General features: G+C 68.0%; 20 protein-coding genes and 1 tRNA gene. 5 read left to right on the top strand and 16 right to left on the bottom strand.

All coding sequences use genetic code 11. From position 1 onward, the window contains the following. The first annotated feature begins 72 nt into the window (after window positions 1–72). Together AB0F41_RS08750 and AB0F41_RS08745 are read left to right on the top strand one after the other, a co-directional pair. On the top strand, window positions 73–741 hold the full coding sequence (locus AB0F41_RS08750; protein WP_357422170.1) for a hypothetical protein: 669 nt from the start codon (window positions 73–75) through the stop codon (window positions 739–741). Window positions 742–953: 212 nt separating this feature from the next. Beyond that, on the top strand, window positions 954–1601 hold the full coding sequence (locus AB0F41_RS08745; protein ID WP_357422237.1) for a formylglycine-generating enzyme family protein: 648 nt from the start codon (window positions 954–956) through the stop codon (window positions 1599–1601). 96 nt (window positions 1602–1697) lie between these two features. Here the strand turns inward: AB0F41_RS08745 and AB0F41_RS08740 are convergent. The 13 genes from AB0F41_RS08740 to eccCa all read right to left on the bottom strand — a co-directional run bounded on the left by AB0F41_RS08740 (window position 1698) and on the right by eccCa (window position 16373). Next, window positions 1698–1771, bottom strand: a tRNA-Leu gene (locus tag AB0F41_RS08740). A 57-nt stretch (window positions 1772–1828) separates the two neighbouring features. After that, window positions 1829–2383, bottom strand: coding sequence for a hypothetical protein (locus AB0F41_RS08735; RefSeq protein ID WP_357422169.1), 555 nt, complete (start codon window positions 2381–2383; stop codon window positions 1829–1831). A gap of 5 nt (window positions 2384–2388) precedes the next feature. Further along, window positions 2389–3867 carry an amino acid permease gene (locus tag AB0F41_RS08730; RefSeq protein ID WP_357422168.1) on the bottom strand — a complete coding sequence of 493 codons (1479 nt, stop codon included), beginning with the start codon at window positions 3865–3867 and terminating at the stop codon, window positions 2389–2391. Window positions 3868–3906: 39 nt separating this feature from the next. Next, a complete protein-coding gene (locus tag AB0F41_RS08725; protein ID WP_357422167.1) occupies window positions 3907–5367 on the bottom strand; it encodes a peptide MFS transporter in 1461 nt (486 codons plus the stop codon). Window positions 5368–5461: 94 nt separating this feature from the next. Next, window positions 5462–6409, bottom strand: a complete 948-nt coding sequence (locus tag AB0F41_RS08720; protein WP_357422166.1) for a Ppx/GppA phosphatase family protein — start codon at window positions 6407–6409, stop codon at window positions 5462–5464. Continuing rightward, the gene (locus tag AB0F41_RS08715; protein WP_357422165.1) at window positions 6406–6927 is read right to left on the bottom strand and encodes a DUF501 domain-containing protein; all 522 of its coding nucleotides are present in this window, start codon (window positions 6925–6927) and stop codon (window positions 6406–6408) included. The genes AB0F41_RS08720 and AB0F41_RS08715 overlap by 4 nt, the downstream gene beginning before the upstream one ends. Continuing rightward, a complete protein-coding gene (locus tag AB0F41_RS08710; RefSeq protein WP_357422164.1) occupies window positions 6924–7511 on the bottom strand; it encodes a septum formation initiator family protein in 588 nt (195 codons plus the stop codon). The genes AB0F41_RS08715 and AB0F41_RS08710 overlap by 4 nt, the downstream gene beginning before the upstream one ends. A 4-nt stretch (window positions 7512–7515) precedes the next feature. Continuing rightward, the gene (eno, locus tag AB0F41_RS08705; RefSeq protein ID WP_357422163.1) at window positions 7516–8799 is read right to left on the bottom strand and encodes a phosphopyruvate hydratase; all 1284 of its coding nucleotides are present in this window, start codon (window positions 8797–8799) and stop codon (window positions 7516–7518) included. A 133-nt stretch (window positions 8800–8932) separates the two neighbouring features. Further along, a complete protein-coding gene (locus AB0F41_RS08700) occupies window positions 8933–9670 on the bottom strand; it encodes a lytic murein transglycosylase (protein ID WP_357422162.1) in 738 nt (245 codons plus the stop codon). Between the two features lie 446 nt (window positions 9671–10116). Continuing rightward, entirely contained in the window at window positions 10117–10404 is a 288-nt protein-coding gene (locus AB0F41_RS08695) for a WXG100 family type VII secretion target (protein WP_357422161.1), read from the bottom strand. 37 nt (window positions 10405–10441) lie between these two features. Next, on the bottom strand, window positions 10442–10777 hold the full coding sequence (locus AB0F41_RS08690; RefSeq protein WP_357422160.1) for a WXG100 family type VII secretion target: 336 nt from the start codon (window positions 10775–10777) through the stop codon (window positions 10442–10444). A 131-nt stretch (window positions 10778–10908) separates the two neighbouring features. After that, entirely contained in the window at window positions 10909–12360 is a 1452-nt protein-coding gene (locus AB0F41_RS08685; protein WP_357422159.1) for a type VII secretion-associated protein, read from the bottom strand. Then, the gene (eccCa, locus tag AB0F41_RS08680; RefSeq protein WP_357422158.1) at window positions 12342–16373 is read right to left on the bottom strand and encodes a type VII secretion protein EccCa; all 4032 of its coding nucleotides are present in this window, start codon (window positions 16371–16373) and stop codon (window positions 12342–12344) included. Before eccCa ends, AB0F41_RS08685 begins: the two co-directional genes overlap by 19 nt. 170 nt (window positions 16374–16543) lie before the next feature. On the opposite strand from eccCa, the gene eccD reads away from it, so the two are divergent. Both eccD and mycP read left to right on the top strand, forming a co-directional pair. Further along, the gene (eccD, locus tag AB0F41_RS08675; protein WP_357422157.1) at window positions 16544–18010 is read left to right on the top strand and encodes a type VII secretion integral membrane protein EccD; all 1467 of its coding nucleotides are present in this window, start codon (window positions 16544–16546) and stop codon (window positions 18008–18010) included. Window positions 18011–18015: 5 nt separating this feature from the next. Next, a complete protein-coding gene (mycP, locus tag AB0F41_RS08670; protein ID WP_357422156.1) occupies window positions 18016–19416 on the top strand; it encodes a type VII secretion-associated serine protease mycosin in 1401 nt (466 codons plus the stop codon). A 259-nt stretch (window positions 19417–19675) separates the two neighbouring features. On the opposite strand, the gene eccB is transcribed toward mycP, so the two are convergent. Then, complete coding sequence (gene eccB, locus AB0F41_RS08665; protein ID WP_357422155.1) at window positions 19676–21145, bottom strand: type VII secretion protein EccB; 1470 nt, start codon at window positions 21143–21145, stop codon at window positions 19676–19678. A gap of 110 nt (window positions 21146–21255) precedes the next feature. Here eccB and eccE point away from each other — a divergent pair, with 110 nt between their 5' ends. Continuing rightward, window positions 21256–22965 carry a type VII secretion protein EccE gene (gene eccE, locus AB0F41_RS08660; RefSeq protein ID WP_357422154.1) on the top strand — a complete coding sequence of 570 codons (1710 nt, stop codon included), beginning with the start codon at window positions 21256–21258 and terminating at the stop codon, window positions 22963–22965. Window positions 22966–23007: 42 nt separating this feature from the next. Here the strand turns inward: eccE and AB0F41_RS08655 are convergent, their stop codons facing one another. Both AB0F41_RS08655 and AB0F41_RS08650 read right to left on the bottom strand, forming a co-directional pair. Next, window positions 23008–23568 (bottom strand): NAD(P)H-dependent oxidoreductase, encoded by a 561-nt coding sequence (locus tag AB0F41_RS08655; RefSeq protein ID WP_357422153.1) that lies wholly within the window; start codon window positions 23566–23568, stop codon window positions 23008–23010. A gap of 37 nt (window positions 23569–23605) precedes the next feature. Then, window positions 23606–24415 carry an S-methyl-5'-thioadenosine phosphorylase gene (locus AB0F41_RS08650; protein WP_357422152.1) on the bottom strand — a complete coding sequence of 270 codons (810 nt, stop codon included), beginning with the start codon at window positions 24413–24415 and terminating at the stop codon, window positions 23606–23608. Between the last annotated feature and the right edge of the window lie 43 nt (window positions 24416–24458).

Genomic DNA, 24458 nt, shown 5'->3' with positions numbered 1-24458 from the left:
GGCCGCTGAGACCGGCTGCCGGAGCGGTCCGTTGGGATGGTGGGCGTGCGGCCGTTGACCTAATGTGACCGCATGGCCGCGTTACCGCCGCAGGGCAAGATCGCATTCCCGACCGGACCCCGACCCGCGTGGACCCTGCTGGGTCCCGCCCCGGCCGCAGTTGTCGGTTTGGCGATCTTCACCAGCGTGTTCCGGCTCGGCGGCGCCTCCGCTATCCAGATGGATCTCGGTTTGTCGGGCGCGGGATTCCTGGTGACAGCAATTCTCACCTATGTGATCGCGGCCGCGGTGGCGTTCCCGCTCGGCTACCTGCTCTCTTCCCGCGCCTTGACGGCGGTGAGTGTTTCCGCGGTCGTCGTCATGTTCCTCGGACTTCTGCTCGTCGCACTGGGTGGTGGTTCCGGGATGCTGCTGGTGGGGCGGGTTCTCGGCGGGCTCGGTACGGGTGCCGCCGCCGGAGCGACCGTGGCGTTGCTGCCTGCCATGAACCAGGCGCGCGGTATCGCGACGGCGGCCGTGGCGGTACCCGGGTTCCTGGCGCTGGTGATCGCCCCGGTCGTCTGCGGGCTGATCTCGGATTCGGTGAGTTTCCGGGTTGCGTACCTGGTGGGGGTGCCGTTCCTGTTCTTCGCGTTGCTCGCGGCCGCCGGCGTGGGAATCGCCTCGTCGGTCTCGGCCAAGCGCCCGGCCCCGCCCGCGTATGGCGCGATACCGCGGCAAGCGCCGGGATTTCATCCCTGAAGGTCCCGGGACAGTGCCGATCGCGGCGGTATCCGCGCCGTCCGACCGTGCGATGATCGGGACCGGCAGCCAGGGTGCAGTGCTGCCGATACCAACGCATCCCGGAGGCACACCATGATCACCCGGCGTCCCGAGGTTCGCGACAATCCGGTGGACGACCGGGCGCGCCACATCTGCCGGCTCGACCGCCCGGCCGCGGTCGTCTCGTGAAACTGGTCGACATCCCGGCGGGCCAGGTGACATTGTCGGATCGGCGGACACAGCGCAGCTGGCAGGTGGACCTCGCCCCGTTCCGTCTGGCGACCGTTCCGGTCACCCGAGCGCAGTACCTGGAGATCTCAGGACAGCGGTCGGGTGAACCCCGGGATGACCGCTTGCCCGCCGACAGCGTCTCCTGGAACGACGCGATCCGGTTCTGCAACGCCTGGTCCGAACAGGCCGGCTCGGCACCGGCGTACCGGATCGGCCCCGGCGACACCGTCGAGCAGATCGCGTCGTCCGACGGATTCCGGCTGCCGACCGAGGCCGAATGGGAATACGCGTGTCGCGCGGGCACGACCGGCCCGCGCTACGGCCGGCTCGACGATATCGCCTGGTACCGGGGGAACTCCGGTGACCGGCTACCCGAGGTCGGAACCAAGCAGCCCAACGCGTGGGGGCTCCACGATATGCTCGGCACGGTCTGGGAATGGTGCTGGGACCGCTACGATCCGGACGTCTACGGCAACTACCGGGTACTTCGCGGCGGTGGGTGGTTCGACGAGCACTGGAGTTGCCGCGCTTCGGTCCGCCGCCGCAGCCATCCCACGGTCGACCTCGACGACATCGGATTCCGGATCGCGCGGTCGATACCACGATGACCTCCCGGCCATCGCGCTGCGGACTCGGCGCGGACAGAGCAGGCTCCTGACACCCGCCCGGAACTCGGACATGGTGTCCTACCTGCGGCGCAGTAGTGCCCCCAGTGGGACTCGAACCCACACTTGGCGGATTTTAAGTCCGCTGCCTCTGCCAATTGGGCTATGGGGGCGTGCGGACCACACACTACCGACTCGTACACCCGTACCGGAATACCCGTGAGTGGGAGTCACATGGTGGGGTCTGTCTGAATCGCCTGACATGCCTCCACCAGGACGTCCGCCGCCAGCAGTCCGGACTCCTCCGCGGCCTCCCGGACCTCGTCGGACAGGTCGTAGTCCGTGGTGACCGCCAGCAGCGCCATCTGCAGCGCCTCACCGAGCCGGCCGAGCCGGCGGGCGATCACCGTCTCGTCCATCTCGGTGCCCATGTTCTCCCAGCCCACCGGCTGCACCCCGTCGATCCGGTAGCGGCGCAGGGTGTCCTCCCCGAGAACCTTCATGAAATCCACCGCCGAGGCCATACAGCGGTTGTTCGCGACCCGGTACTCGGTGCGGTCGGCGACCTTCTCGATGAGCACCGCGACGATGGTCGCGGCGGTGAACATCCCGTCGCACACCCGCGCCGGCGCGGCCTCCGGTGGGCCGGGCGGGGCGGTGGCCAGACCGGTGGTCACCGCGTCGATCCATTCCACCACCAGATCTGTACCGGTGGCCTCGGACGGCACCGGCGTACGTAGGAACGGTTCCTCCCGGCGCCGGAACCACCGCCACGGTAGACGCATCGCGCTCACTCCTGTTCGGAAGCGGACCTGCCGAGCAGCGAATGCCGTCGGCCGTATGCGAAGTACATCACCAAACCGAGCAGCATCCAGACTACGAAACGCAGCCATGTCTCGACCGACAGATTCACCATCAGCCACAGGCAGGACAGCACCGCCAGAATCGGCACCAGCGGCACCAGCGGCACCCGGAACCCACGGGGCAGGTCGGGGCGCATCCGGCGCAGGATCACCACGCCGATGGAGACCAGCAGGAAGGCGAACAACGTGCCGATGTTCACCATCTCCTCCAGCGTGCCGAAATCCACGAACCCGGCCAGCAGCGCACACACCACGCCGACGATCACGGTGATCCGCACCGGAGTGCCCCGCTCACCGGTGCGAGCGAGCCAGCGAGGGGTGAGACCGTCGCGCGACATCGCGAACAGCACCCGGGTCTGGCCGAGCAGCATCACCATGACAACGGTCGTGAGACCGGCCAGGGCTCCGATGGAGATGATGTTCTTGGCCCAGGTGGCGCCGTTGAGCGCGAAGGCGGTCGCCAGGGTGGCGTCGTCGCCGGCGAGATCGGTGTAGGGCACCATTCCGGTGAGCACGACGGTCACGGCGACGTAGAGGATGGTCACCGCGATCAGCGACCCCAGAATGCCGCGCGGCAGGTCGCGCTGCGGATTCTTGGTCTCCTCGGCGGCGGTGGCGACGACGTCGAAGCCGATGAACGCGAAGAACACCAGGCTGGCCGCGGCCAGCAGGCCGTACCAGCCGAAATTGGTGTTACCGGCGCCGGTCATCCACGAGAACAGGGACTGGGTCAGCCCGGTCTCCTGTTCGGCGGGCACCGCCTCCGGAATGAACGGGCTCAGATTCGCGGAGTCGAAGAAGGTGAGCCCGACAATGATGACCAGCAGGATCACGCCGACCTTGATCGCCACCGCGATGGCCGACACCCGCGAGGACAGCTTCGTACCGAGCGCGAGCAGGGTGGTGAGCACCGCGATCAGCAGTACCGCGCCCCAGTCGAAACTCACCGGCCCCAGGTCCACCACCGCGGCGCCCTGGTCGAAGACCTGCCCGAGGTATTGCGACCAGCCCTTGGACACCACCGACGCGGCCAGCGCGAACTCCAGCAGCAGATCCCAGCCGATGATCCAGGCCGCGAGCTCGCCGAAGGTCGCGTAGGAGAACGTGTAGGCGCTACCGGCCACCGGGACGGTGGAGGCGAACTCGGCGTAGCAGAGGGCGGTGAGACCGCAGGCGACGGCCGCGAAGACGAACGCCAGGGATACCGAGGGGCCCGCCACATTCCCGGCGGTGCGGGCGGTGAGGGTGAAGATACCGGCGCCGATGACCACGGCGACACCGAAGATGGCCAGGTCCCAGGATGTGAGGTCTTTGCGCAGTCTCGAACCGGGCTCGTCGGTATCCCGGATCGACTGCTCCACCGATTTGGTGCGGAACAGCGAATTCCGTCGGGTCGGGGTGGTCATTGCGGCCTCCTCATCATTCTGGCGCAAGTACCGGGAACGCTAATGCACTCCCGACATATATCGGGTTATCCACGGCGAGAGCCCCGCAATCACCGCACCGGCCGCGATCGCGACCAACCCGGTGATCCCGAAGTACGCGAACTCGTCGTCGGCCGAATAGAAACGCGCCAGCAATCCCGACAACGTCGTGCCCAGCGCTATCGACAGGAAATACAACGCCATCATCTGGGCGCGGAAATGCTCGGGCGCCAGCTGGGTGCTCACCGCCAGCCCGATCGGGGAGATCAACAGCTCCGAGACCGCGAACACCGCCATGATGAACAGCACCACCAGCGCCGGCACCGCCCGGCCCGTGGTTCCGGCCATCGGCAGGAACAGCAGGAAGGCCGCCCCCATCCCCGCCACCCCGAGAGCGAACTTACGCGGGGTGCTCGGTGCCCGGTCACCGAGTTTCGTCCACATCAGCGCGAACAGCGGCGACAGGGCGATGATCCACACCGGCTCCACCGAACCGATCCAGCTCGACGGCGCCGTCCATCCGAAGATGTTCCAGTCCATCCGCTCGTCGGAATACACGGCGAGCACGGTGAAGATCTGCTGGAACAGCGACCAGAACACCACATTGGCGAGAAACAGCGGGAGAAACGCCCACACCCGGCTGCGTTCGATGGGGGTGACGCGGCGGTGGGTGAGCAGAACGGCGAAATACGCTATCGCGGCCACGATGATCAGTCCGGTGGTCACATCCGGCAGATTGTCGATGGTGACCAAACCTGTCACCAGCACCAGCGCGATCAGCAGCAGAACCGCGACCAGCAGCACGATCAGCGGTCCGGCCGCCTTGCGCGGGAGCGGATCGGGAACCTCACGCCCCGCGCTGCCCAGGTTGCGCCGGAACACCACGTACTGGATCAGGCCCAGCGCCATTCCGACGGCGGCCGCGCCGAATCCCGCGTGGAAACCCCACTCCTCCTGCAACAGCCCGGTGAGCAGCGGTCCGACGAACGCACCGAGATTGATCCCGAGGTAGAACAGGGTGAAACCACCGTCGACCCGCGGGTCGCCCTTCGGATAGAGCGTGCCCAGCAGGGCGGAGGCGTTGGATTTCAGCGCCCCGCTACCCAGCGCGACCAGCACCAGGCCCACACCGACACCGGCGAGCCCGGGGATCAGCGCCAGGGCGATATGCCCGGCCATCACCACCACACCGCCGTAGAGGACGGTCCGCTCCATCCCGATCAGCCGGTCGGAGACCCAGCCGCCGAGCACGGTGCACAGATAGACGAGCCCGCCGTAGGCCCCGACGAGACCGATCGCGGCGTCCTGATCGAGCCCGAGCCCACCGTCGGTCGTCTCGTAGTACAGGTAATAGCCGAGGATGGTGAGCATCCCGTAGAACGAGAACCGCTCCCACAGTTCCACGCCGAACAGGTTGACGAGCCCGATCGGATGACCGAAAAAAGTCCGGTCGGCGACCGCGGGTGTTGGTGCTTCGGACATTCCCCGACTGTCCCACGGGCCGGGGTGCCCGCGTGGCATCCCGCACCGATCCGATACCGCGCGTTCACGAGCGGCCGGCGGCGGCCTCGCGCGGTCAGGCGATCGAGAGTGCGATCCCGTCGAGGATGTCGTGCTCGCTGACCACCAGCTCCGCGATACCGGCCCGGCGCGACAGTTCCGCAGCCAGCACCTCGGTGATCAACGCTCCGGCGCCGATCACATCCACCCGGCCGGGATGCATCGGGCCCAGTGCGGCCCGCTGGTCGTGGGTCATCCCGAGCAGCCGGTCGCAGACGGCGTTCAGCTCCGGCAGGCCGATCCGCGCCAGATGGGTTTTCGCCGAATCGTATTCGGGCAGATCCAGGGCCACCGCGGCCAGCGTGGTCATGGTGCCCGCGACCCCGACCCAGGTGTGTGTGCCCTCCACCGGCACGTGGGTGAATGCCTCGGTGAGCCGTTCGGTCGCGAACTCGCGCCCGGCGGCCACCTGCTCCGGGGTCGGCGGATCACCGTGCAGGCAGCGTTCGGTAACCCGGACGCAGCCGATATCGGCCGAGAAGGCCGCCCGCACCCCGCCGCCGTCGCCGACCACCAGCTCGGTGGACCCGCCACCCAGATCGACCACCACGAACGGCCCCGCTTCCGCGGACAGCTCCCCCACCGCGCCGGCGAACGACAGCCGCGCCTCCTCGTCACCGGTGATGACCTCCGCTTCCGCCCCGGCCACCACCTTCCCCAGTTCGGCCCGGGTCATGGCGAAGAAATCCTCGCGGTTGGACGCATCGCGGGTCGCGGACGTGGCGACCATCCGCACCCGCCGCACCTCGTGCTCGATCATCAGCGCCACATAGTCGGCCAGCGCCACCCGGGTGCGTTCGATGGCCTCCGGGTCGAGCCGGCCGGTCGCGTCCACGCCTTTGCCGAGCCGCACGATCCGCATTTCCCGATGCACATCGGCCAGGGCACCGTCGGCTCCGATATCGGCGATCAGCAGGCGGATGGAGTTCGTGCCGCAGTCCACCGCGGCAACCCTGTCGGTCATAGATCCTCTTCCGTCGCCACATCATCCGGCCAGTCCGCCGGAATCGCCGTCCCGCGCAATTCCCCCCGGGCCGCGAGCGCCACCGCCTCGTCGCCGAGCGGGTTCACCCCCGGCCCCTTCGCCAGAGCGTGCGCGATAAGCACATGCAGGCATTTCACCCGATCCGGCATTCCGCCGCCACTGAAATCGGTACCGAGCGATTCGATTTCGTCACGTTCGGCGAGATAGCTCTCGTGCGCCGCCCGGTAGCCCGCGGCCAGTTCGAGGTCGTGCCCCAGTCGCTCGGTCATCCCCTTCATCACGCCCGCGGATTCCAGCCGGCTCGCCTCCGCGGTGAGCCGCGGGTCGGTGAGGTAATAGAGCGTGGGGAACGGGGTTCCGTCATCGAGCTTCGGAGCGGTTTTCACCACGGCGGGCAAACCGTCGGGGGTGCGGTAGGCGATGGCGAGCACCCCGCGCGGGGCGCGGCCCAATTGTTCGGCGACGATCTGCAGATCTCGGTCGTCGGGTGTGCTCACCTGGGTCCTTCCGGCTGCGGCGCGGGGGTTTCGGGATTCGGGGGTGGTTCGGAGACACTGCGCCACAGATCCGTGTACCACGGGTCGGGTGCGCGTTCCGGCGCGGCCGGACCGGCCGGGGCGGGCGCCTCGATACCCGGGACCTGCACGATATAGGGCGTCTCCCCGGGCATCACCAGACGTAACCGGTCGCGGGCCTCGGACCGGATGTAGGCGGGGTCCTCCTGCTGGGCCCGGCGGTCCTTCAACCGGGCGATATCGTCGGCGAGGACACGGCGTTCGGCGGCCAGCTGGTCGGCCTCGGCGCGCTGGGTGAAATAGGTCCGCATGGGCACGGCCAAAGTCATGGCCAGCGCACAGATCACCATCGCGAGGATGATCGCCTTACCGGCGGACAACCCGAAGATCGTCCGTTCCGACCAGTCCCGCGCGCCCTCCCCGCGGGCGGCGGAACCGCGGGCGGTGCGCCGCACCCGGTCGGCGCCGCCGTGTACTTCGGCGGCCGGGCGGCGGCGCGGCGCCCGCGACGTGCGGCGGTCGCCCCGCCCCGCGGGGCTGCTACCGCGCGCACGCCGCTCCGACATCTACTCAGTCCTCGAACGTGAACCGCGGGAACGCCACATCACCGGCATAGCGGGCCGAATCGCCGAGCGCGTCCTCGATCCGCAGCAGCTGGTTGTACTTGGCAACCCGCTCGCTGCGGGCCGGGGCCCCGGTCTTGATCTGACCGCTGCCCACCGCGACCGCCAGATCGGCGATGGTGGTGTCCTCGGTCTCGCCCGAACGATGCGACATCATCGTCTTGTACCCGTTGCGGTGCGCCAGTTCCACGGCGTCCAGGGTTTCGGTGAGGGTGCCGATCTGGTTCACCTTCACCAGCAGCGCGTTGGCCGCACCCTTGGCGATACCGTCCTCGAGGCGATCGGGGTTGGTGACGAACAGGTCGTCGCCGACCAGCTGCACTTTGTCACCGATCTCGTCGGTGAGGGCCACCCAGCCGTCCCAGTCGTCCTCCGACAGCGGATCCTCGATGGAGACCAGCGGATACGACGCCTTCAGCTCGGCGTAGAACTTGGCCATCTCCGAGGCCGACCGCGCCGAACCCTCGAACTGGTACGCACCGTCGCGGAAGAACTCGGTGGCCGCCACATCCAGCGCCAGCGCCACATCCCGGCCCAGTTTCAGGCCGGTCTTGCCGATCGCCACGCTGATCAGGTCCAGCGCCTCCTTGGTGCCGGCGACATCCGGCGCGAACCCGCCCTCGTCGCCCAGCCCGGTGGCCAGACCCTTCTCCTTCAGCACCGATTTGAGCGCGTGGTAGACCTCCGCGCCCCAGCGCAGCGATTCCTTGAACGTCGGCGCGCCGATGGGAGCGACCATGAACTCCTGGACATCCACTCCGGTATCGGCGTGCGCGCCACCGTTGAGGATGTTCATCATCGGCACCGGCAGCACATGGGCGTTCGGTCCGCCCAGGTAGCGGAACAGTTCCAGTCCCGAGGACTCCGCCGCCGCCCGCGCCACCGCGAGCGAAACACCCAGCAGCGCGTTCGCGCCGAGCCGGGACTTGTCCGGGGTGCCGTCCAGATCCAGCAGGGCCTGGTCGACGGTGCGCTGCTCCACCGCGTCGAGCCCGATCACCGCCGGGGCGATCTCGTCGAGCACACCCTCGACGGCCTTCTGCACACCTTTACCGTTGTAGCGCTCCCCGCCGTCGCGCAGTTCCACGGCCTCGTGCTCGCCGGTGGAGGCCCCGGAGGGCACTGCTGCGCGGGTCAGGGTGCCGTCGTCGAGGGCGATCTCGACCTCGACGGTGGGGTTACCCCGAGAATCCAGGATCTCGCGAGCTCCGACCTGTTCGATGATGGCCACGAAAACAACACTCCTTCGGCTGCTGGCACGGTGATGATCAGGGAAGAGCCGTGCGGTTGCGAGCCTAATAGGCCCGGTCGCGGCCAGTCCATCCGCCGCCCCGCAGGGCCCCTGCCCGACTTCCCGGCGCCGGTCACACCCGGCGGCCCACGCTGTAGGCCGCGGCGCGATCCCGGACCAGCTTCATATAGCTCTCCGACCTGTTGTAGGTGAACAAAGCCCTGCTCCACCCCTCGGCGGTGCGCAGGTCCCCACCACTGACGCACAGGTAGCGGGCCGCGGTGAGCGCGGCGTCGTCGATACTGTGCGGATCGGCGACCCCGTCACCGTTGGCGTCCACGCCCCATTTGCGCCAGGTCTCGGGAATGAACTGCATCGGCCCCACCGCCCGATCGAATACCCCGTCGCCGTCGAGCCGGCCGCCGTCGGAATCCCGGATCTCGGCCACGCCCGGAGACCCGTCCAGCGGAATCCCGATGATGGACGGCTCCACCAGCCCGTCGTCACGCACCTCGGCTCCCCGGTGCCGCCCGTGATCGCTTTCCACACTCCCGATCCCCGCCAGCGTGGTCCACCCGATCCCGCAGTCCGGCCGGGCCCGCCCCATCACCGCCGCCGCGTACCCGTACGCCTCCAGCGCGGTCACCGGCATCTCCAGCGTTCCGGCGTGATCGGCGGCCCAGCCGTTCAACTGCACCGCGGTGCGGCCGGGGGCATCGATATCGATCACCGGCAACGGCACCCCGGGGCCGGGCGGAATCCCCTCGGGAATGGGCACCAGATCCTCGCCACCCCCGCACCCGGCGAGAAGTAACGCGACGATCGAAGCGGCGATAACGCCGTAACTGCGGAGACGCACACCCTCAATCATCCAGATCGAATGGGAATGGGCCCGCCACACGAGGTGCGGCGCGGAGCCCCGCCGCCCGGACCCGGCGCGGCCACACCCGCATCGAGCCGGGCCGGTCGGTGCCTTCGGCCGGACAGTCGCCGCTGTTCGGCTCCATCCGGCCACCGCGTACCGGGCCGGACGCCGGTAATACGCAGTACCATTCCACCGGATCGCAATTCGTCGGGACCGAAGACAGGCGATATCATCTCGTGATCTGTCGCCGATGGTCTCCCCGCCGGATCTGTCGGCCATCACTATGGTCATCATCAGGCGGCGGGCACTCTCGTGAACAACATGATTCCGTCGATTTCCGACATTATCGAGTGATACCGCGGGAAGCTCGTGCGGGAGAAAGCGATTATGCCCCGAGCGTAAATCTCGGGGCACAACCGTGGTTTCGATCTGTTTGCGGCCGCTCTGTCGGACTAGGCCCAGCGCGACGCATTCAGTTTATCGGTAGTCGACATTTCGAGGGCACCGTCCTCGACGATCTTGGCGAGACGCTCCATGATGTCGAGCAGGCCGTTGTGGGCCTCGTCCCAGCGGGTCTGCTTGGTGCGGTAGGCCTCCTGCGCACCGGATTCCCATTCGGCGGCGAGGGCGGCGACGTAGCCCTGGAGCTCGTCGTGGGTTTCGGTCAGCCGGCCCTTCGAGGTACGAAGGTCGCCGGTCATGGCCATCAGCTGGCCTTCCGAGTACTTCATCTGTGACATAGCAATAACTCCTAGGATTCGCGTGAACCGAAAACGTTCAGATGTTCAGGCTGGACCCGAGTTCGGACGAACCGCCCAGCGCGGCCAGGGCATCCTGGTTCGCCTGTTCGGTCGCGGTGTAGCCCTTGCCGTTCTCACGGATGAGAGTGCCGATTTCCGCCAGCACATCGTGCAGTTTGCGAGACTGCGTATCGTAGTCGTCCATCACTTTGCGGAAGGTGACAGCGGCCGCACCCTCCCAGTTCCCCGCCGAACCGGCAACGATGTTGCGGACATTTCCGATTTCGGTCTGCAGCTGCGAATTCACGTTCTCGACGTGTTTGGCAGCAGCCTCCATTGCCGCTACGTCGGTAGTGACGTTGGGGTTCGCCACGGTATCTCCTTACTCGAGTTCGGATCCGGACCCCCTGCGTCCGCAAACGGTCCGAACTTGCCTTCACGATGATTGGACGAGACACCCGCCCAATCGGTTCCATCGGATTTCGAGAAGCCCCCCGGCCGGCGTCACGGAGTGACCTCCAGCGAGGTGGCGAGGTCTTCACAGATAGGTGTGATCGAGTCCTGCCCCCCTGTCTGGTACTGGCATCCGATACTGATCTGGATGCTGTGCTCGACGATAACATGCCAGTCAACGGTGGATCCGTCGTCAGGATGCTCGGAATAGGCCAGTCCGGGACGGCCGGCGAAGACCACATCGCGGCGGATGGCGGATACGGAACCCGCTGGGCGCGAAGCTATCTGCGCCTCGAGCGCGGCGGCGATCCCGGCGTAGCCCACATCCGCGGCCACCGTCTGCTGGGTCACCGTGATCCGAGCCCGCAAACCCTCGCCCGGCACCAGTTCGAGGCGCTGGGAGGCATCGGCGGCGGGGTCCCGGACCCGCCAGCCGTCCGGGACGGTCAGCCGGATCGCGCCCACGGTGCGCGGTCCCGAATCGGATCCGGATCCGATGTCGGCCGTGGTCTCGGCGGTCACCGGCGCGGAGGGCGCCGCGGCTTCGCTCTCGCCGCCGGTCGATCGGACCAGCGCGAACGCCCCGCCGACCAACGCGGCGACGGCGAGAATCACTGCCGCGCTGGTATAGAGGGGCGTTTTGGAGCGGGGCGGACGGGTGGCCGCGGCCCGCTCCCGCAGCGGTTGCAGCCATTCGGCATCGGGGCGGGCGGGCGGCAGGCCGGGATTGTGATCCATGGGCACGGTCTGCCGGACCCGCACCAGATCCGTCCCTGCGACCACCAGGAGTTCGGCGTTGTGGCAGGGGTCCGCGACCACGGTCGCGACGAGATTCAGGAAATCGGCGTCGGCCCGGCCGACCACGATCACCGAATCCACCTGACATCCGTGCACGAGCCTTTCCACCAGCTCGCGGAAGCGGGCCATACCGCGCTCACCGGCGCCGATCTCGGTGGCGGCGAGGTCCGGTTCGTGCTCGCAGAATTCCAGCCGGGCACCGTGCTCGCCGGGGACCACCGTCGAAGCGGTGGTCGACAGCGAACCGAACTCCAGGACCACCGTGCGCACATCGCGCACCCGCCGGCTCGCGGCGACCGCGCGCAATGCGGTGGCCTCCAGCATCACCCGCCGGCTGTGCCCGGACGCCGCGGCCTCCAGCACGGCCAGCCGGTGCTGATCCCATTCGGTGGGGTGCACCACGGTGAGCTGCTCGCACGGTGAGTCGATCCGCAGCTGGGCGAGGGTATATCCGAAGACCGCGGATAACGCGTCCACCGGTTTCGGCATCCCGGGATCGAAGGCGACGCGATCCGCGGTGAGCAACTGCACCGGCGATACCGCGATCGACGGTGGCGCCAGCGGTTCACCGACCACCAGGCTGCGCCCGTCACCGGCCGGCACGATCGAGGGAACCAGGTCGGCGTGGGTGTTGGCGCTCCACGCCCACAACCGGGTCTCGGTGAGGGCGATCTCGACGACCGGCATTACTGCGCCGGCATCCACGAGGTCTGGATGAGCTCGGTACCGGACCGGCCGACCAGGGTTCCACGACCGGGCGGCATCGCGCTCGGCCGGACGTTGCCGAGCAGACCGCCCTCTTCGCGGCTACCGCTCATCACCAGACCGGGGGTGGCCAGATCCCGCAGGCGGGAGATGACCGGTTCGTACATTGCCCGGCCCGCGCCGCCGGAACGGCGCGAGATGATCAGGTGCAGGCCGATATCCTTGGCATGAGCGAGGAAGTCGACGATCTGCGCCAGCGGGTTACCGCTGGAACCGCTGGACACCAGGTCGTAATCGTCCACGACGATGAACAGGTCGGGCCCGGTCCACCAGGAACGATCGCGCAGTTCCTGCGGAGTGACGTTCGGGCCGGGCATCCGGGACTGCAGCAGCGCCGCCAGATCCCGCATATTCGTCGTCAGGCCTTCCGCCCCGGTCGCATACGCGGCCAGGCGTTCCTGTTCGAAGGCGCCGAGCATGGTGCGCCGGAAGTCCGCCAGCACCAGCGCGGCGGTATTCCTGGTGTTGGACTCGACGATACCGCTGACGATATTGCGCAGCAGTGTGGTCTTACCGCATTCGGTGTCACCGAAGATGATGAAATGCGGGTTGTCGTCGAAATTGAGGAACACCGGCGACAGTTCGGATTCGTTGATACCGATCGGGATGGACACCGTGCGCTGCTCGGGATGCCCCTGCCAGGGCCCGATGGCCCGCACGAACTGCTCGCGGTCGAGGCGTTCGGGCAGCATCCGGACCTGCGGGGCCGGCCGCCCCGGGGTCATCTGCTTGATCCGGTCGACCGCGTCGGCGACGCCACGGCTGATGTTCTCGGGATCGGATGAGCCGTCGACCCGCGGGAGCGCGGTGAGCATATGCAGGCTCTCCGGTGTCATACCGCGACCCGGGCGTCCCTGCGGTACCAATGCGGCGACCTTGCGGCCGAACTCGGAATCGGCCGGATCGCCGAGACGCAGTTCGAGGCGGGTACCGATCTGGTCCTTGAGCTGCGGGCGCGCTTCCATCCAGCGCGAGAGCGCGATCACCACGTGCACGCCGTAGGACAGGCCCTGGACGGCAAGGTTCATGATGGCCTGCTCCAAGGGTTCGAAATCCTGCCGGATCGAACCGAAGCCGTCGATCACCAGGAAGGCATCACCGAAGGCATCCTCGTGGGCGCCGGTGGCGGCCTGGCTGCTCGCCGGATCGGCGGCGCGCAGCCGCCGGAACTCCGACATCGACTCGATTCCGAGCTGACGGAAGCGCAGTTCCCGGGTCCGCACGATGGTGGTCATCTCCGCGACCGTCCGGCGCACCTTGTCCTGGTCCAGCCGCCCGGCCACCGAACCCACATGCGGCAGGCCCTCTAGGCTGGCCAGGGTGCCGCCACCGAAGTCGAGGCAGTAGAACTGCACCTGTTCGGCGGTATGAGTCAGCGACATGGCCATGATCAGCGAACGCAGCATGGTCGATTTACCCGACTGGGGGCCACCGACCACCGCCACATTGCCGCGCGCACCGGAGAGATCCACCACCAGCGGCTCGCGCCGCTGATCGTAGGGCCGGTCGACGATGCCGATCGGTGCCTGCAGCCCGGCGACGGCGGAGTACTCGCCGGTGAGGATCGAGCGCGGGATCAACGCGTCCAGCGGCGGGGCGGCGTCCAGCGGAGGCAGCCAGATCGCATGGGCGGACCGGCCGTGTCCGGCGATCCGGGCGACCAGCATGCCGAGGTCGGAAAGCTGCTCCCCTTCCACGACCTGGGGTTCCGGTTCGTAGGCCGGTTGCGGTGCCAGCGGGGTCCGGTCCGCGGAACGGAATTCGACGTGTTTGGCCAGGAAGGGCCGCGCGGTGATATCGATTTCGCCGGCGCTGGTGGCCACGCTGATATCGCGCTGCGGGCCCCCGCCCACATAGGTGCCCGAGACGTATGAGGCCTGGAAACGCTGGATCTCGCCCGAATCGGATTTCAGATAGCCGCCGCCGGGGTTGTTGGGGAGGTTGTAGGCGTCCGGGACACCCAGGACCTGGCGGGATTCGTTGGCGGAGAAGGTTTTCAGGCCGATCCGGTAGGACAGGTGCGATTCCAGTCCCTTGAGCTTTCCCTCTTCCAGCCGCTGCGAGGCCAGCAGCAGATGCACGTGCAGCGAGCGGCCGAGGCGGCCGATCATCACGAAGAGTTCCGCGAAATCCGGATGCTGGGTGAGCAGTTCGGAGAACTCGTCGAGCACCACGAACAGCGCGGGCAGCGGATCCAGGTCGGCGCCGGCCGCGCGCGCCTTCTCGTATTCCGAGACATTGGCGAAGTTACCGGCGTCGCGCAGCCGCTCCTGGCGCCGGTTCATCTCACCGGCGAGCGCGTCGCGCATCCGGTCGACGAGGTCGGCTTCCTCTTCCAGGTTGGTGATGACCGCCGCGACGTGCGGCGCGCTGTCGAGACCGAGGAAGGTCGCACCGCCCTTGAAGTCGACCAGGACGAGGTTGAGTTGATCGGGGGAATGGGTGGCCAGCAGGCTGAGGACCAGGGTGCGCAGGAACTCGGATTTACCGGAACCGGTGGCACCGATGCAGAGCCCGTGCGGACCCATCCCGGACTCGGCGGCTTCCTTGATATCGAGGACGACCGGCAGCCCGTCGGCCCCGACGCCGAAGGGAACCCGCAGCCGTTCCCGGCCGTACCGGGGCCGCCAGGCGCTCTCCGGATTGAACGAGCCGATATCGCCCAGGCCCATGAGCTGGGCCCAGGTGTTGATCGTCTCCCCCTCGGTGACCTCGACATCGCTGCTGCGCTGGGTGGCCGCGCGATACGGGGCCAGCCGGCGGGCCACCTGCTGGGCCTGCTCCCGGCTGATCCGGTCGATCAGGGCGAAACGCTCCTGATTGCCGGTGGCGCCGCGGCCCAGGCATTCGCCGTTGCGGATGGTGAGGGTGATACCGCGCGAAACCGCCAGCCGGGGCGCATAACCACACAGGTCGACAACCGTCACACCTTCGTATCCGGACTCCCGCAGTTGATCGTCCTCGGCCTCGAGCAGGCCGCCGTCGACGACGATCACCACGTGCACCATCGCGGAATTGGTGGGCTGGTTGCGGGAGTAGCGCACCCGGTTGCCGAGAATCGGCGCCAGCCCGGCCATCGCCTCGCGGATCGACCCGAAGAACATGCGCTGCGTGCCGACACCGTCCTGCGCGTCCGGATGCTGGGTATGCGGCAGCCATTTGGTCCACTCCCAGTCCGGCGCGGTGTCCGGGCCGCAGACGATCGCGGTCAGCACCTGGTCCGGGCCGTGGAACATGGCCAGCTGCAACAGCATCGCGCGCACCATATCGCGGGCCTGGGCACGGTCGCCGTCGAGCGCGATGGTCGCGAAACCCTTCACCGCGACGGCGGTGGGCAGGTCGGGAACCGTGGAATGCGCGCGGACGAAACGGCGCAGCGAGACCGCGGCGATGGGTTCGAGTTCCTCGACCGGGCCGGTTTCGGGTGCGACCAGCCGGGTGGCCAGGCGCTGCCCACCGAGCCCGATACGAACGTGACAGAAGTCCTTGTCGCTGGGGCGGCGCTCCCACATCCGGGAGGTACCGGCGAGCATCCAGATCAGTCCGGGTTCCGGATGGCTCCACTCCACGGCGGCCCGCTGCTCGGACGCGGTGGCGCCGACATCCTTGCGGACCTGGTCGAGATAGCGGAGGTAGTCTTTGCGGTCCTCGTTGGCCTCGGCCGCCTTGGCGCCCTTACCGTTGCCCTGACCGGCGAACATGCCGACCATCGAGACCATCATCATCATCGGGAACATCAGCGACATCGGGTTCGAGGCGATCCCGCCGCCCTGGGTGAACATCAGCGCCATCATCCCGACCATGCCGATGATCATCACCACCGGCATGAGCTTCATCAGCAGATTTCCGGGGGTTACCCGGGGGATCTCGGGGGGCGGCTGGAGGGTGACCTCGCCGCCGGGGGTTCGTGGAACCTCACGACGCGCACGCCGCTGAAACCGAACCGTGGTCATCGAACGAGATCCCCCTTGTAGCAATGCGATGTTCGGGCTCAGTGTAGAGGGAGCCGCGATCATGTCGTACAGTTCGACCTGCATTCTGCTGGCCGCGACGTGGGCACGCAACCGCGGTTCGCTGGGAGAATGCGAGGAAGAGCAGGGTAGCGAAACAACTTGGGGGAAGCGTGACGCATGCGCGACTCGACCATCTGGAGGAAGATTCCTCGCGGGGTATAGTCCGCGCTCCGGATCTCACCAGGGTCACCATTCTGGCAAAACACACCCAGGTCGATATGGCCATTCCGGTCGATGTTCCGGTCGCGCTGGTGATTCCCAGCGTCGTCGATATGGTCGCCGCGCACAGCCGCACCAATGATTTCGACAATCAGGGGGAACGGTACGAACCGGCGGACTGGGTGCTCGCCCGGATCGGCCAGCCGCCGCTGTCGAACTCGCTCAGCCTGGGCGAGCAGGGAGTCCGCGACGGCGAACTGCTGATGCTGGAGAACTCGGCGAACACCGCGCCCACACCGCTGTTCGACGACATCATGTACAACGTCGCGGTCGCCGATTCGCAGCATTTCCGCGGCTGGAATCCGGATACCGCCCGGATCACGGGGTCGATTCTGGCCGCGCTCACCATGCTCGCCGGCTGCACCGGTCTGCTGGCCGCGCCGGACGCGATGCCCGGCTGGATCACCGGCGTCATCGCACTGGGGGTGGCGGTCCTGCTGGTGGCGGGCGCGATGGTACTGAGCCGGGTGTACGGGGATCCGAAGACCGCGCTGGTACTCGGTGGCTGCGCATTGCCGCTGGCATTCACCGGCGGCATGCTCATCGTGCCGGACCATTACGGCTGGCCCCACTTGCTGCTCGGGTCCACTCTGTTCGGAGCCACGGCCATTCTGGCCTGGCGCGTGACCGGGGTGGGCCTCGGACTTTTCATCGGAGCCGGCACCGTCGCGCTCTTCGTGATCCCCGCGGCGCTGGTCGGTCTGCTGACCGAGCAGCCGCTCGAGGCGGTCGGCGCGGTGGTCGCGGCCGTCGGTCTCGGCGCGCTGTCGCTCGCCCCGCGCATCTCGATGGCGCTGGCAAAACTGCCGCTGCCGCCGGTCCCCTCCCCCGGTACGCCCATCGACCCCACCGAGGACGACCCCGACGATCATCGCGCACTGCCGACCCTGGACGTACTGCAGGCGAAGTCCGCGCGGGCCCGCACCTATCTGAGCGGCCTGGTTACCGCGACGACGCTGGTCACCGTGGTCGGCGCACTGGTCGCCATCGATCCGGACTACGGCGGTTTCTACTGGCAGGGCATCGCGCTGGCACTGGTGTGCGCGGCGGTACTCATGTTCCGCAGCCGCACCTACGCCGGTGCGGAGCAGGCCGTGATCCTCATCGTCGGCGGAGCCGTGATCGTGCTGGTGATGCTCGTCGCGATGGCGTTCGTGGCGCAGCTGCCGCTGGCGGTGTTCGGGGCGGCCATGGTGGTACTGATCGCGGCGCTGATACTCGGGATCATCGTGCCGAACCAGTCGGCGACGCCGCCGATGCGCCGGGCCGCCGAACTGATCGAATACGCTTTCGTGGCCGCCGTGCTGCCGCTCGTGTTCTGGGTGGCCGATCTCTACTCCCTCGTCCGCGGACTGTGAACCGGGTGATCCGCACCGCGGCGGTGGCCGCGGTGCTCGGGATGAGTGCATCGCTGGGTCCGATACATCCGGTCGCCTACGCCGACCGTCCCGCGCCGGTCGATCCGGGCCAGTTACCCGCCGGGGATCCGGCCAGGCCGAGCCAGCCGACCGAGCGCAAGGCGAACACTCCCTGCAACAGTTCGGTGTCCGGTGGCGAGGGCCCGACGGTCCCGCCGGCGCAGGCGGCACTGGACCTGACCCGGGCCTGGCAGTTCTCGAAGGGCGCGGGCCAGCTGGTCGCGGTGATCGATACCGGGGTCGCCCGCCATCCCCGGCTGCCGGGTCTGCGCGCGGGCGGGGATTTCGTGGCCAACAGTGGTGACGGAACCGAGGATTGCGATGTGCACGGCACCGTGGTGGCCGGCATCATCGCCGCGACCCAGCTACCGGATCAGGGCTTTTCCGGTGTCGCGCCGGAAGCCACGATTCTCACCATCCGCCAGACCAGCGATAAATACGTCAAAGCGGGTAGCAACGCCACCAAATCGCCCGAAGACCTCTCACGGGAGGGGTACGGCAATGTCGCGACCATGGCGCAGGCGGTGCGCCGGGCCGCGGATATGGGCGCGAGCGTTATCAATATTTCCGAGGTGGCCTGCAGTTCCAGCCCGATCTCCGATGGCTCGCTCGGCGCCGCCCTGGACTACGCGGTCCACCAGAAGAACGCGGTGGTGGTCGCCTCCGCCGGCAATACCGATAACGACAACTGCAAGGGCAACACCGGAATTCAGAACCCGCTGGATCCGGCCGCGGACCCGTGGGGCAACACCACGGTCAACGTGACCCCCGCCCGCTACGACGATCTGGTCCTCTCGGTCGGTTCCATCAACGCCGACGGCGCACCGTCGGAGTTCACGGTCCCCGGGCCCTGGCTCAGTGTGGCGGCACCCGGCGAGAACATCGTCTCGCTGGATGTCTACACCGGCGGCGTCATCAACGGAACGCAGAACGCCCAGGGCGGCCAGCAGGCCATCAACGGCACCAGTTTCGCCGCCCCCTACGTGTCCGGCGTCGTTGCGCTGGTCCGGGCCCGGTTCCCCGAACTGTCCGCGGTCGAGGTGATGAAACGGATCCAGGCGACCGCGCACGCGCCCGCCGAGGGCTGGAATCCGTACGTGGGTTACGGCGCGATCGACCCCATCGCGGCGCTGACCAACGAGGTGCCCGCGGAATTGCGACCCAAACAGCCGAATCCGGCGGTGAGCAAACAACTCGCCGTCCCCGCCCCGCCGGAACCTCCGGACCATACGGCACGCAATATCGCGCTCATCGGCAGCGGGATCATCGGCGGCAGCCTCATCATCGGTTACCTGGCGTCCTTCCCGGCCCGTCGGCGGTTCGGGGTCAGCGAGGACGACGCCTGATATCGCCATCGCGGATCACCCTCCGCGGCAGCGGTTTCCACGGTTGCCGGACGAGTGCGCACCTCGGCTGGACCACGGGCACCGCTACCCGGTGCCGAAACACGAAACCACCCCCACCGATGGCTCTGCACGGCTGTGCGACACCGCCGATTTCGGCATTCCGGAAGCACCTGGCCGATCTCCATACCACCGGCCCAGTCGTCACAGTGACGTGGAGATTCCGCGCGTGCCTCACGCGCGGAACTTCCACACCGCACGCCTACTTCGACGAGGCGACCGGCTGTTCGGCGGGTGAGGGATCCGGCGCGACACCGTCGTGGGCGACCAGCGCCTCTTCCCGTCCCAGGCTGGGCCCCGACGCCAGCAATCCGACAATCGGCCAGGGCGCGGGTTCGGCCTTCTCCGGCATGCCCAGTGCCTTGGCGGAATCGGCGTTCTTGATACCGAATCGCACGCCGGTGTCGGCGATGTAGAAGATGCTGTCCTTGCGTTTGCTGTCCGGCTCGATACCCGTCGTCTGCACATAGGCGCCGGTGCCCGGGGCGATATAGGCCGAATCGACATTCTGCCCCGAACCGTCCGCCTGGGCCAGCGGCACCAGTTTCGCGCTATCGGCCATGGGCAGGCTCACACCCGTGATCACCTGCAGCTCCGCACGGGTGCCGGTATTCTCACCCGCCTCCGGAATCGGTTTCCACGTCAGGCAGCTCACCGGATGGTCCTTGGCGTCGAGGATGGCCGGCGCGGCCTGAGGGAAGGTCTGGACCCGCAACGCGTCCGAGACCTCGACACGCGTGCGGGTGGCCTGGTCGATGGAGAAATCGCTCGACGTCTGCGGATTGGAGTTGCGGATGATCTCGGCGGCCAGCGGCGAGACGGGCTGCAAACCGTCGGCGAGTACCACGTAGTACTCGGTCTGTGAATCGCCCACCTGCACCACTTCTCCGATGCGGTGTCCGCTGACATCTTTGGCGGGCGTACCGCCGGGATCGGCGATCGTGGGCCGCTCTATCGGCATCACCTCGGGAATCGCGTTGACGAGTCCCTCGCTCACCGGGCGCGGGGTGACACCGGTGATGCCCAGGGCGTCGGTGACCGCGCGATCGTCCATGGCCACCCGGGCCCGTTTGCCGTCGTAGATCAGGTAGGTGTTCTTCTCCCCCTGAACCAGCAGTGCCTTACCGGATTCCATCGCCCCGGCCTTCGCCCCGAGTTCGAGCCCACCCGCGAGCACCGAGGTGGTCCGGTCCTGGCTGCCGTCGATCTTCATCTCATCGCAGATCGTCCACTGCCGGCCCGCGCCCTCGGCGTTGTAGTGGATCGCGCCGGGCGCGCCCGGTATACCGATCAGCGGGCCGCGGGCCTTCTTCCCGACCTCGGCTTCCTTGACGATCGCCGCGTCCGGGGCATCGCCCGCCGCGAGCCGGGCCGAAGCCAGATTCAGCGCCGGATGCACCACATCGTTGAGCACCACATAGACCGCGCCCGATTCCTTGCCGATGAGGATCGTGTTCTGGCCGATCTTGTCCTGGGGACGCAGTAGCGCCAGCACCCCGCAACCGGCCAGCACCACGATCGCCAGCACCAGACCCACCACGTAGGCGCGCACCTGGGAACGCATCGGGTCGTGCAGCATCCGCACGTCCCGGCGCACGAGCGCATGCTCCATCCGGCGCACCAGAAAGTTGTAACCGCTGATCTGCCACCGAGTTGTGGGCTTTGAAGGCATCGTCTTCCCCCGAACTGTGCTCGTGCTCGCCGAACACAGTACAGTTCCCTGGGACGTAGTTCAGCTCGGCCGCCGATTACGCGCCGACACCGGGTACCTGGGGGACTCTGATGGCCGTTCCAGCCATGACGCGACGTGGGCGCAGCCTGCTGTTCGGGCGTATCTCTATGCGCAACCTGCTGATCGCGCAGGTGCTCGCACTGGCCGTCGGAACGATCGTGTTGATCGTGGGGCTCAACCCGTGGATCGCGCTGGGAGTCGCGGTGGTCGTCGGACTCGTTCCGCTGCTTCCGGTCGGCCGCCGGGTGCTGCTGGACCGGATCGCCGACTGGTGGAGCTACCGCGCCCGTCGCGAATACCGGATCGGCGACAGCAACGATTTCCGCGGTCCCGACGACCGCTCCCTCGGGCTGTACTGGGACGAGAGCCGCGTCGTCGCGGTGGTCGAAGTGCTGCCGCCCCGCGGCGGGCTCACCCGTATCGATCGCGCGGCGGTGCACGCGTCCCATCTGCTGCCGATGGCCGAACTGGCGACCTGCCTCGCCCAGCACGACATCCTGCTCAGCGGGATCGACATCATCAGCCACGGTCACCGCAGCCGCTCCGGCACCCCCGCGGGCGCCATCTACGAATCCCTGCTCGGCCCACTGCCTGCCACGGCGCATCGCACCGTGTGGCTGGCCATCGGTTTCGATATGGTCGACTGCCCCGGGGCGGCCGCGCGGCGGGGCGGCGGCGACGCGGGAGCGGCGCGTTCGGTGACCATCGCGACGCAGCGGATCGTACGGACGCTGGAGGACGCGGGCTGCGGCTCGCGCGTCCTGACCGCCTCCGAGATCCGGGCCGCGGTACGCCAGGTCATCCACGGTGAAGACGCCCGCGACCTCACCCACCGGTGGCGTTACGCCGAACTCGGCAACGGGGTGAACATCGGCGCCGCGATCGATCCGCGCCGGCTGGGGTCGGAGGTCCTGTCACAGCTGTGGGTGGCCGAATCCCGGGGCACCACCGTCGCGGTGCGCCTGCGTCCGGGAAATACCGCCGATACGGTGCATATCGGCGCGGCGTGGCGGTCGACGCTGCGGGAACTGCCGGAGAAGTCCTGGACCAAGGGCATGGTGTCGGTGAACGGCCGCCACCGCGACAGTCTGCTCGCGCATCTGCCGATCGGAATCCCCGATCTGGAGGATGTGGTGCCCACCGCCGAATACCCGATCGAAGTACTGGACGCGCTGGCGTTGCCGTCGTCGGGATGCGGTCAGCTGATCGGCTCCGACGACGAGGGCAACGGTGTGGCACTGCGCATCATCGGTGCGGGCATCTCGTCGGTGTACGTCGCCGGTGAGCTCTACCTGGCGCAGCAGCTCGTGTTCCGCGCGCTGGCCGTGGGCGAGCGCATCCTGGTCCGGACGGAACGCCCGCACGCCTGGTACCAGCTGATCGAGACCATCGGTAATCCGGAGCGGCTGACGCTGGCGGTCGAGATGCACCAGTCGGACGCCGGATTCACCGCGACCGTCGTGGACGGGGTCCTCGCCCCCGCGCCACACGCCGGTATCACCACCATCTACGTCACCGGCGACCCGATGGGCTGGCCCGCCACCAAACCGGACCTGTCGATCCAGCAGCCGGGAGCCATCGGCACCCGGGTGGTACTCCGCACCGCGACCACCCAGATCCCGTTGAACCTGGTCTCCATTCCCCGCGAACACACCTACATCGGCGAACCCCGCACCCGCCAGGCACCACCCCAGGGCGGCCGCCCCGCGCCGCCACCGCAGATGCGCCGCCCCCAGCAGCCCCAACCCCAGCGCCGCTAGACGCCTTATCCGGATGGTCGCCGGATATCCTCGCGTTTCTTCTCATCCCGGGTAGGCATCGGATTCGCGGGCGGTGCGCAGGGCTCGCCCCCACCAGGCGAGCTGGGTGAGCAACCGTTGTGCGCCGTCGAGGGCCGCGCCGTCCGTGGTCTCCCCGTCCGCGTCGAACTGTTTGCGGGCGCGATGGAAACTCACCGATTCGCGCATCGACACCATATGGATCTCCGCGACCACCTGGCGTAGTTGTTCCACCGCCCGCAGGCCACCGGAGAGTCCGCCGTAGGAGACGAAACCGATGGGCTTGCCCCGCCATTCGTATTTCGCGCTGTCCAGCGCGGTTTTCAGCGAGGCGGGGTAGCCGTGGTTGTATTCCGACGTCACCGCGACGAAGGCGTCCGCCGCGGCCAGCCGGTCGCGGAAGCGCTGTGTCTGCGCGGATTCGGTGAGATCCACGGGCAGACCTGTTTCCATCAGGTCCAGGATCCCGGTATCGAAGTCCGGCCGGGCGCGCGCGGTACGCACGAACCAGCCGGCGACCACCGGAGCGAAACGCTCGGGCCGGACGCTGGCGACGATCACCTCGAGGCGAAGCGGCGTATCCACGGCACGAGACTATCCCGGCGCGGCCGTGGACCCGGGCTCACGGCAGGTCGAACGGCAGCGCGATTCCGGCGTGCACCCGGCACTGCTCGCAGGTTTCGGTATCGGATACCCCGCCCACCGCGCGACGGACGAGGTCCTTGAAAGGCCCGATATTACGTTCGAATTCGGCGAAGACCTCCGAGGCCTTGACGCCCTCGCCCTCGGTCACTCCGGCGTCCAGATCGGTGACCAGGGCGACGGCCGCGTAACACATTTCCAGTTCCCGGGCGAGCACGGACTCGGGGTAGCCCGTCATATTCACCAGTTCCCAGCCCTGCGCCGCGTACCAGCGGCTTTCGGCGCGGGTCGAGAAGCGCGGACCCTGGATCACCGCCATGGTGCCGTGTGGATGGACGTGTACGGCGCTGTCGGCGGATTTCACGGCTATCTCGCGCAGATCGGCGCAGTAGGGGTCGGCGAAGGAGACGTGGATGCCGTTGCCGTCGAAGTAGGTCTGGTCCCGGCCGGAGGTCCGGTCCACCAGCTGGTCGGGAATGACCACGGTGCCGGGCCCCCAGTCGGGGCGCAGGCTGCCGACCGCGCAGGGGGCGAAGATCCGCCGGACGCCGAGCGACCGCAGTGCCCACATATTCGCCCGATAGGGGACCGTATGCGGCGAGTACTCGTGCCGTCCGCCGTGGCGTGGCAGGAAGGCGACCGGGCGGCCCTCCACATCGCCGACGGCGATCGGCGCACTCGGGTCTCCGTACGGTGTCTTCACCGCGACCGCGTCCGCGGCGCCGTCGAAGAAATCGTAGAATCCACTACCGCCGATAACGGCCAGGGCAGGCCGGTCCTTGGAAGTCATAGTGCTGATTCTCCCGGGTCCGGCGCGTGGACGCACAGCGGAT

Origin of the sequence: Nocardia sp. NPDC024068, assembly GCF_040638875.1 — a bacterium.
In the GTDB taxonomy this organism is placed as follows: domain Bacteria; phylum Actinomycetota; class Actinomycetes; order Mycobacteriales; family Mycobacteriaceae; genus Nocardia.
The sequence above is the reverse complement of the archived record's forward strand: the minus strand, read 5'-3'. Positions and strand labels throughout refer to the sequence as shown.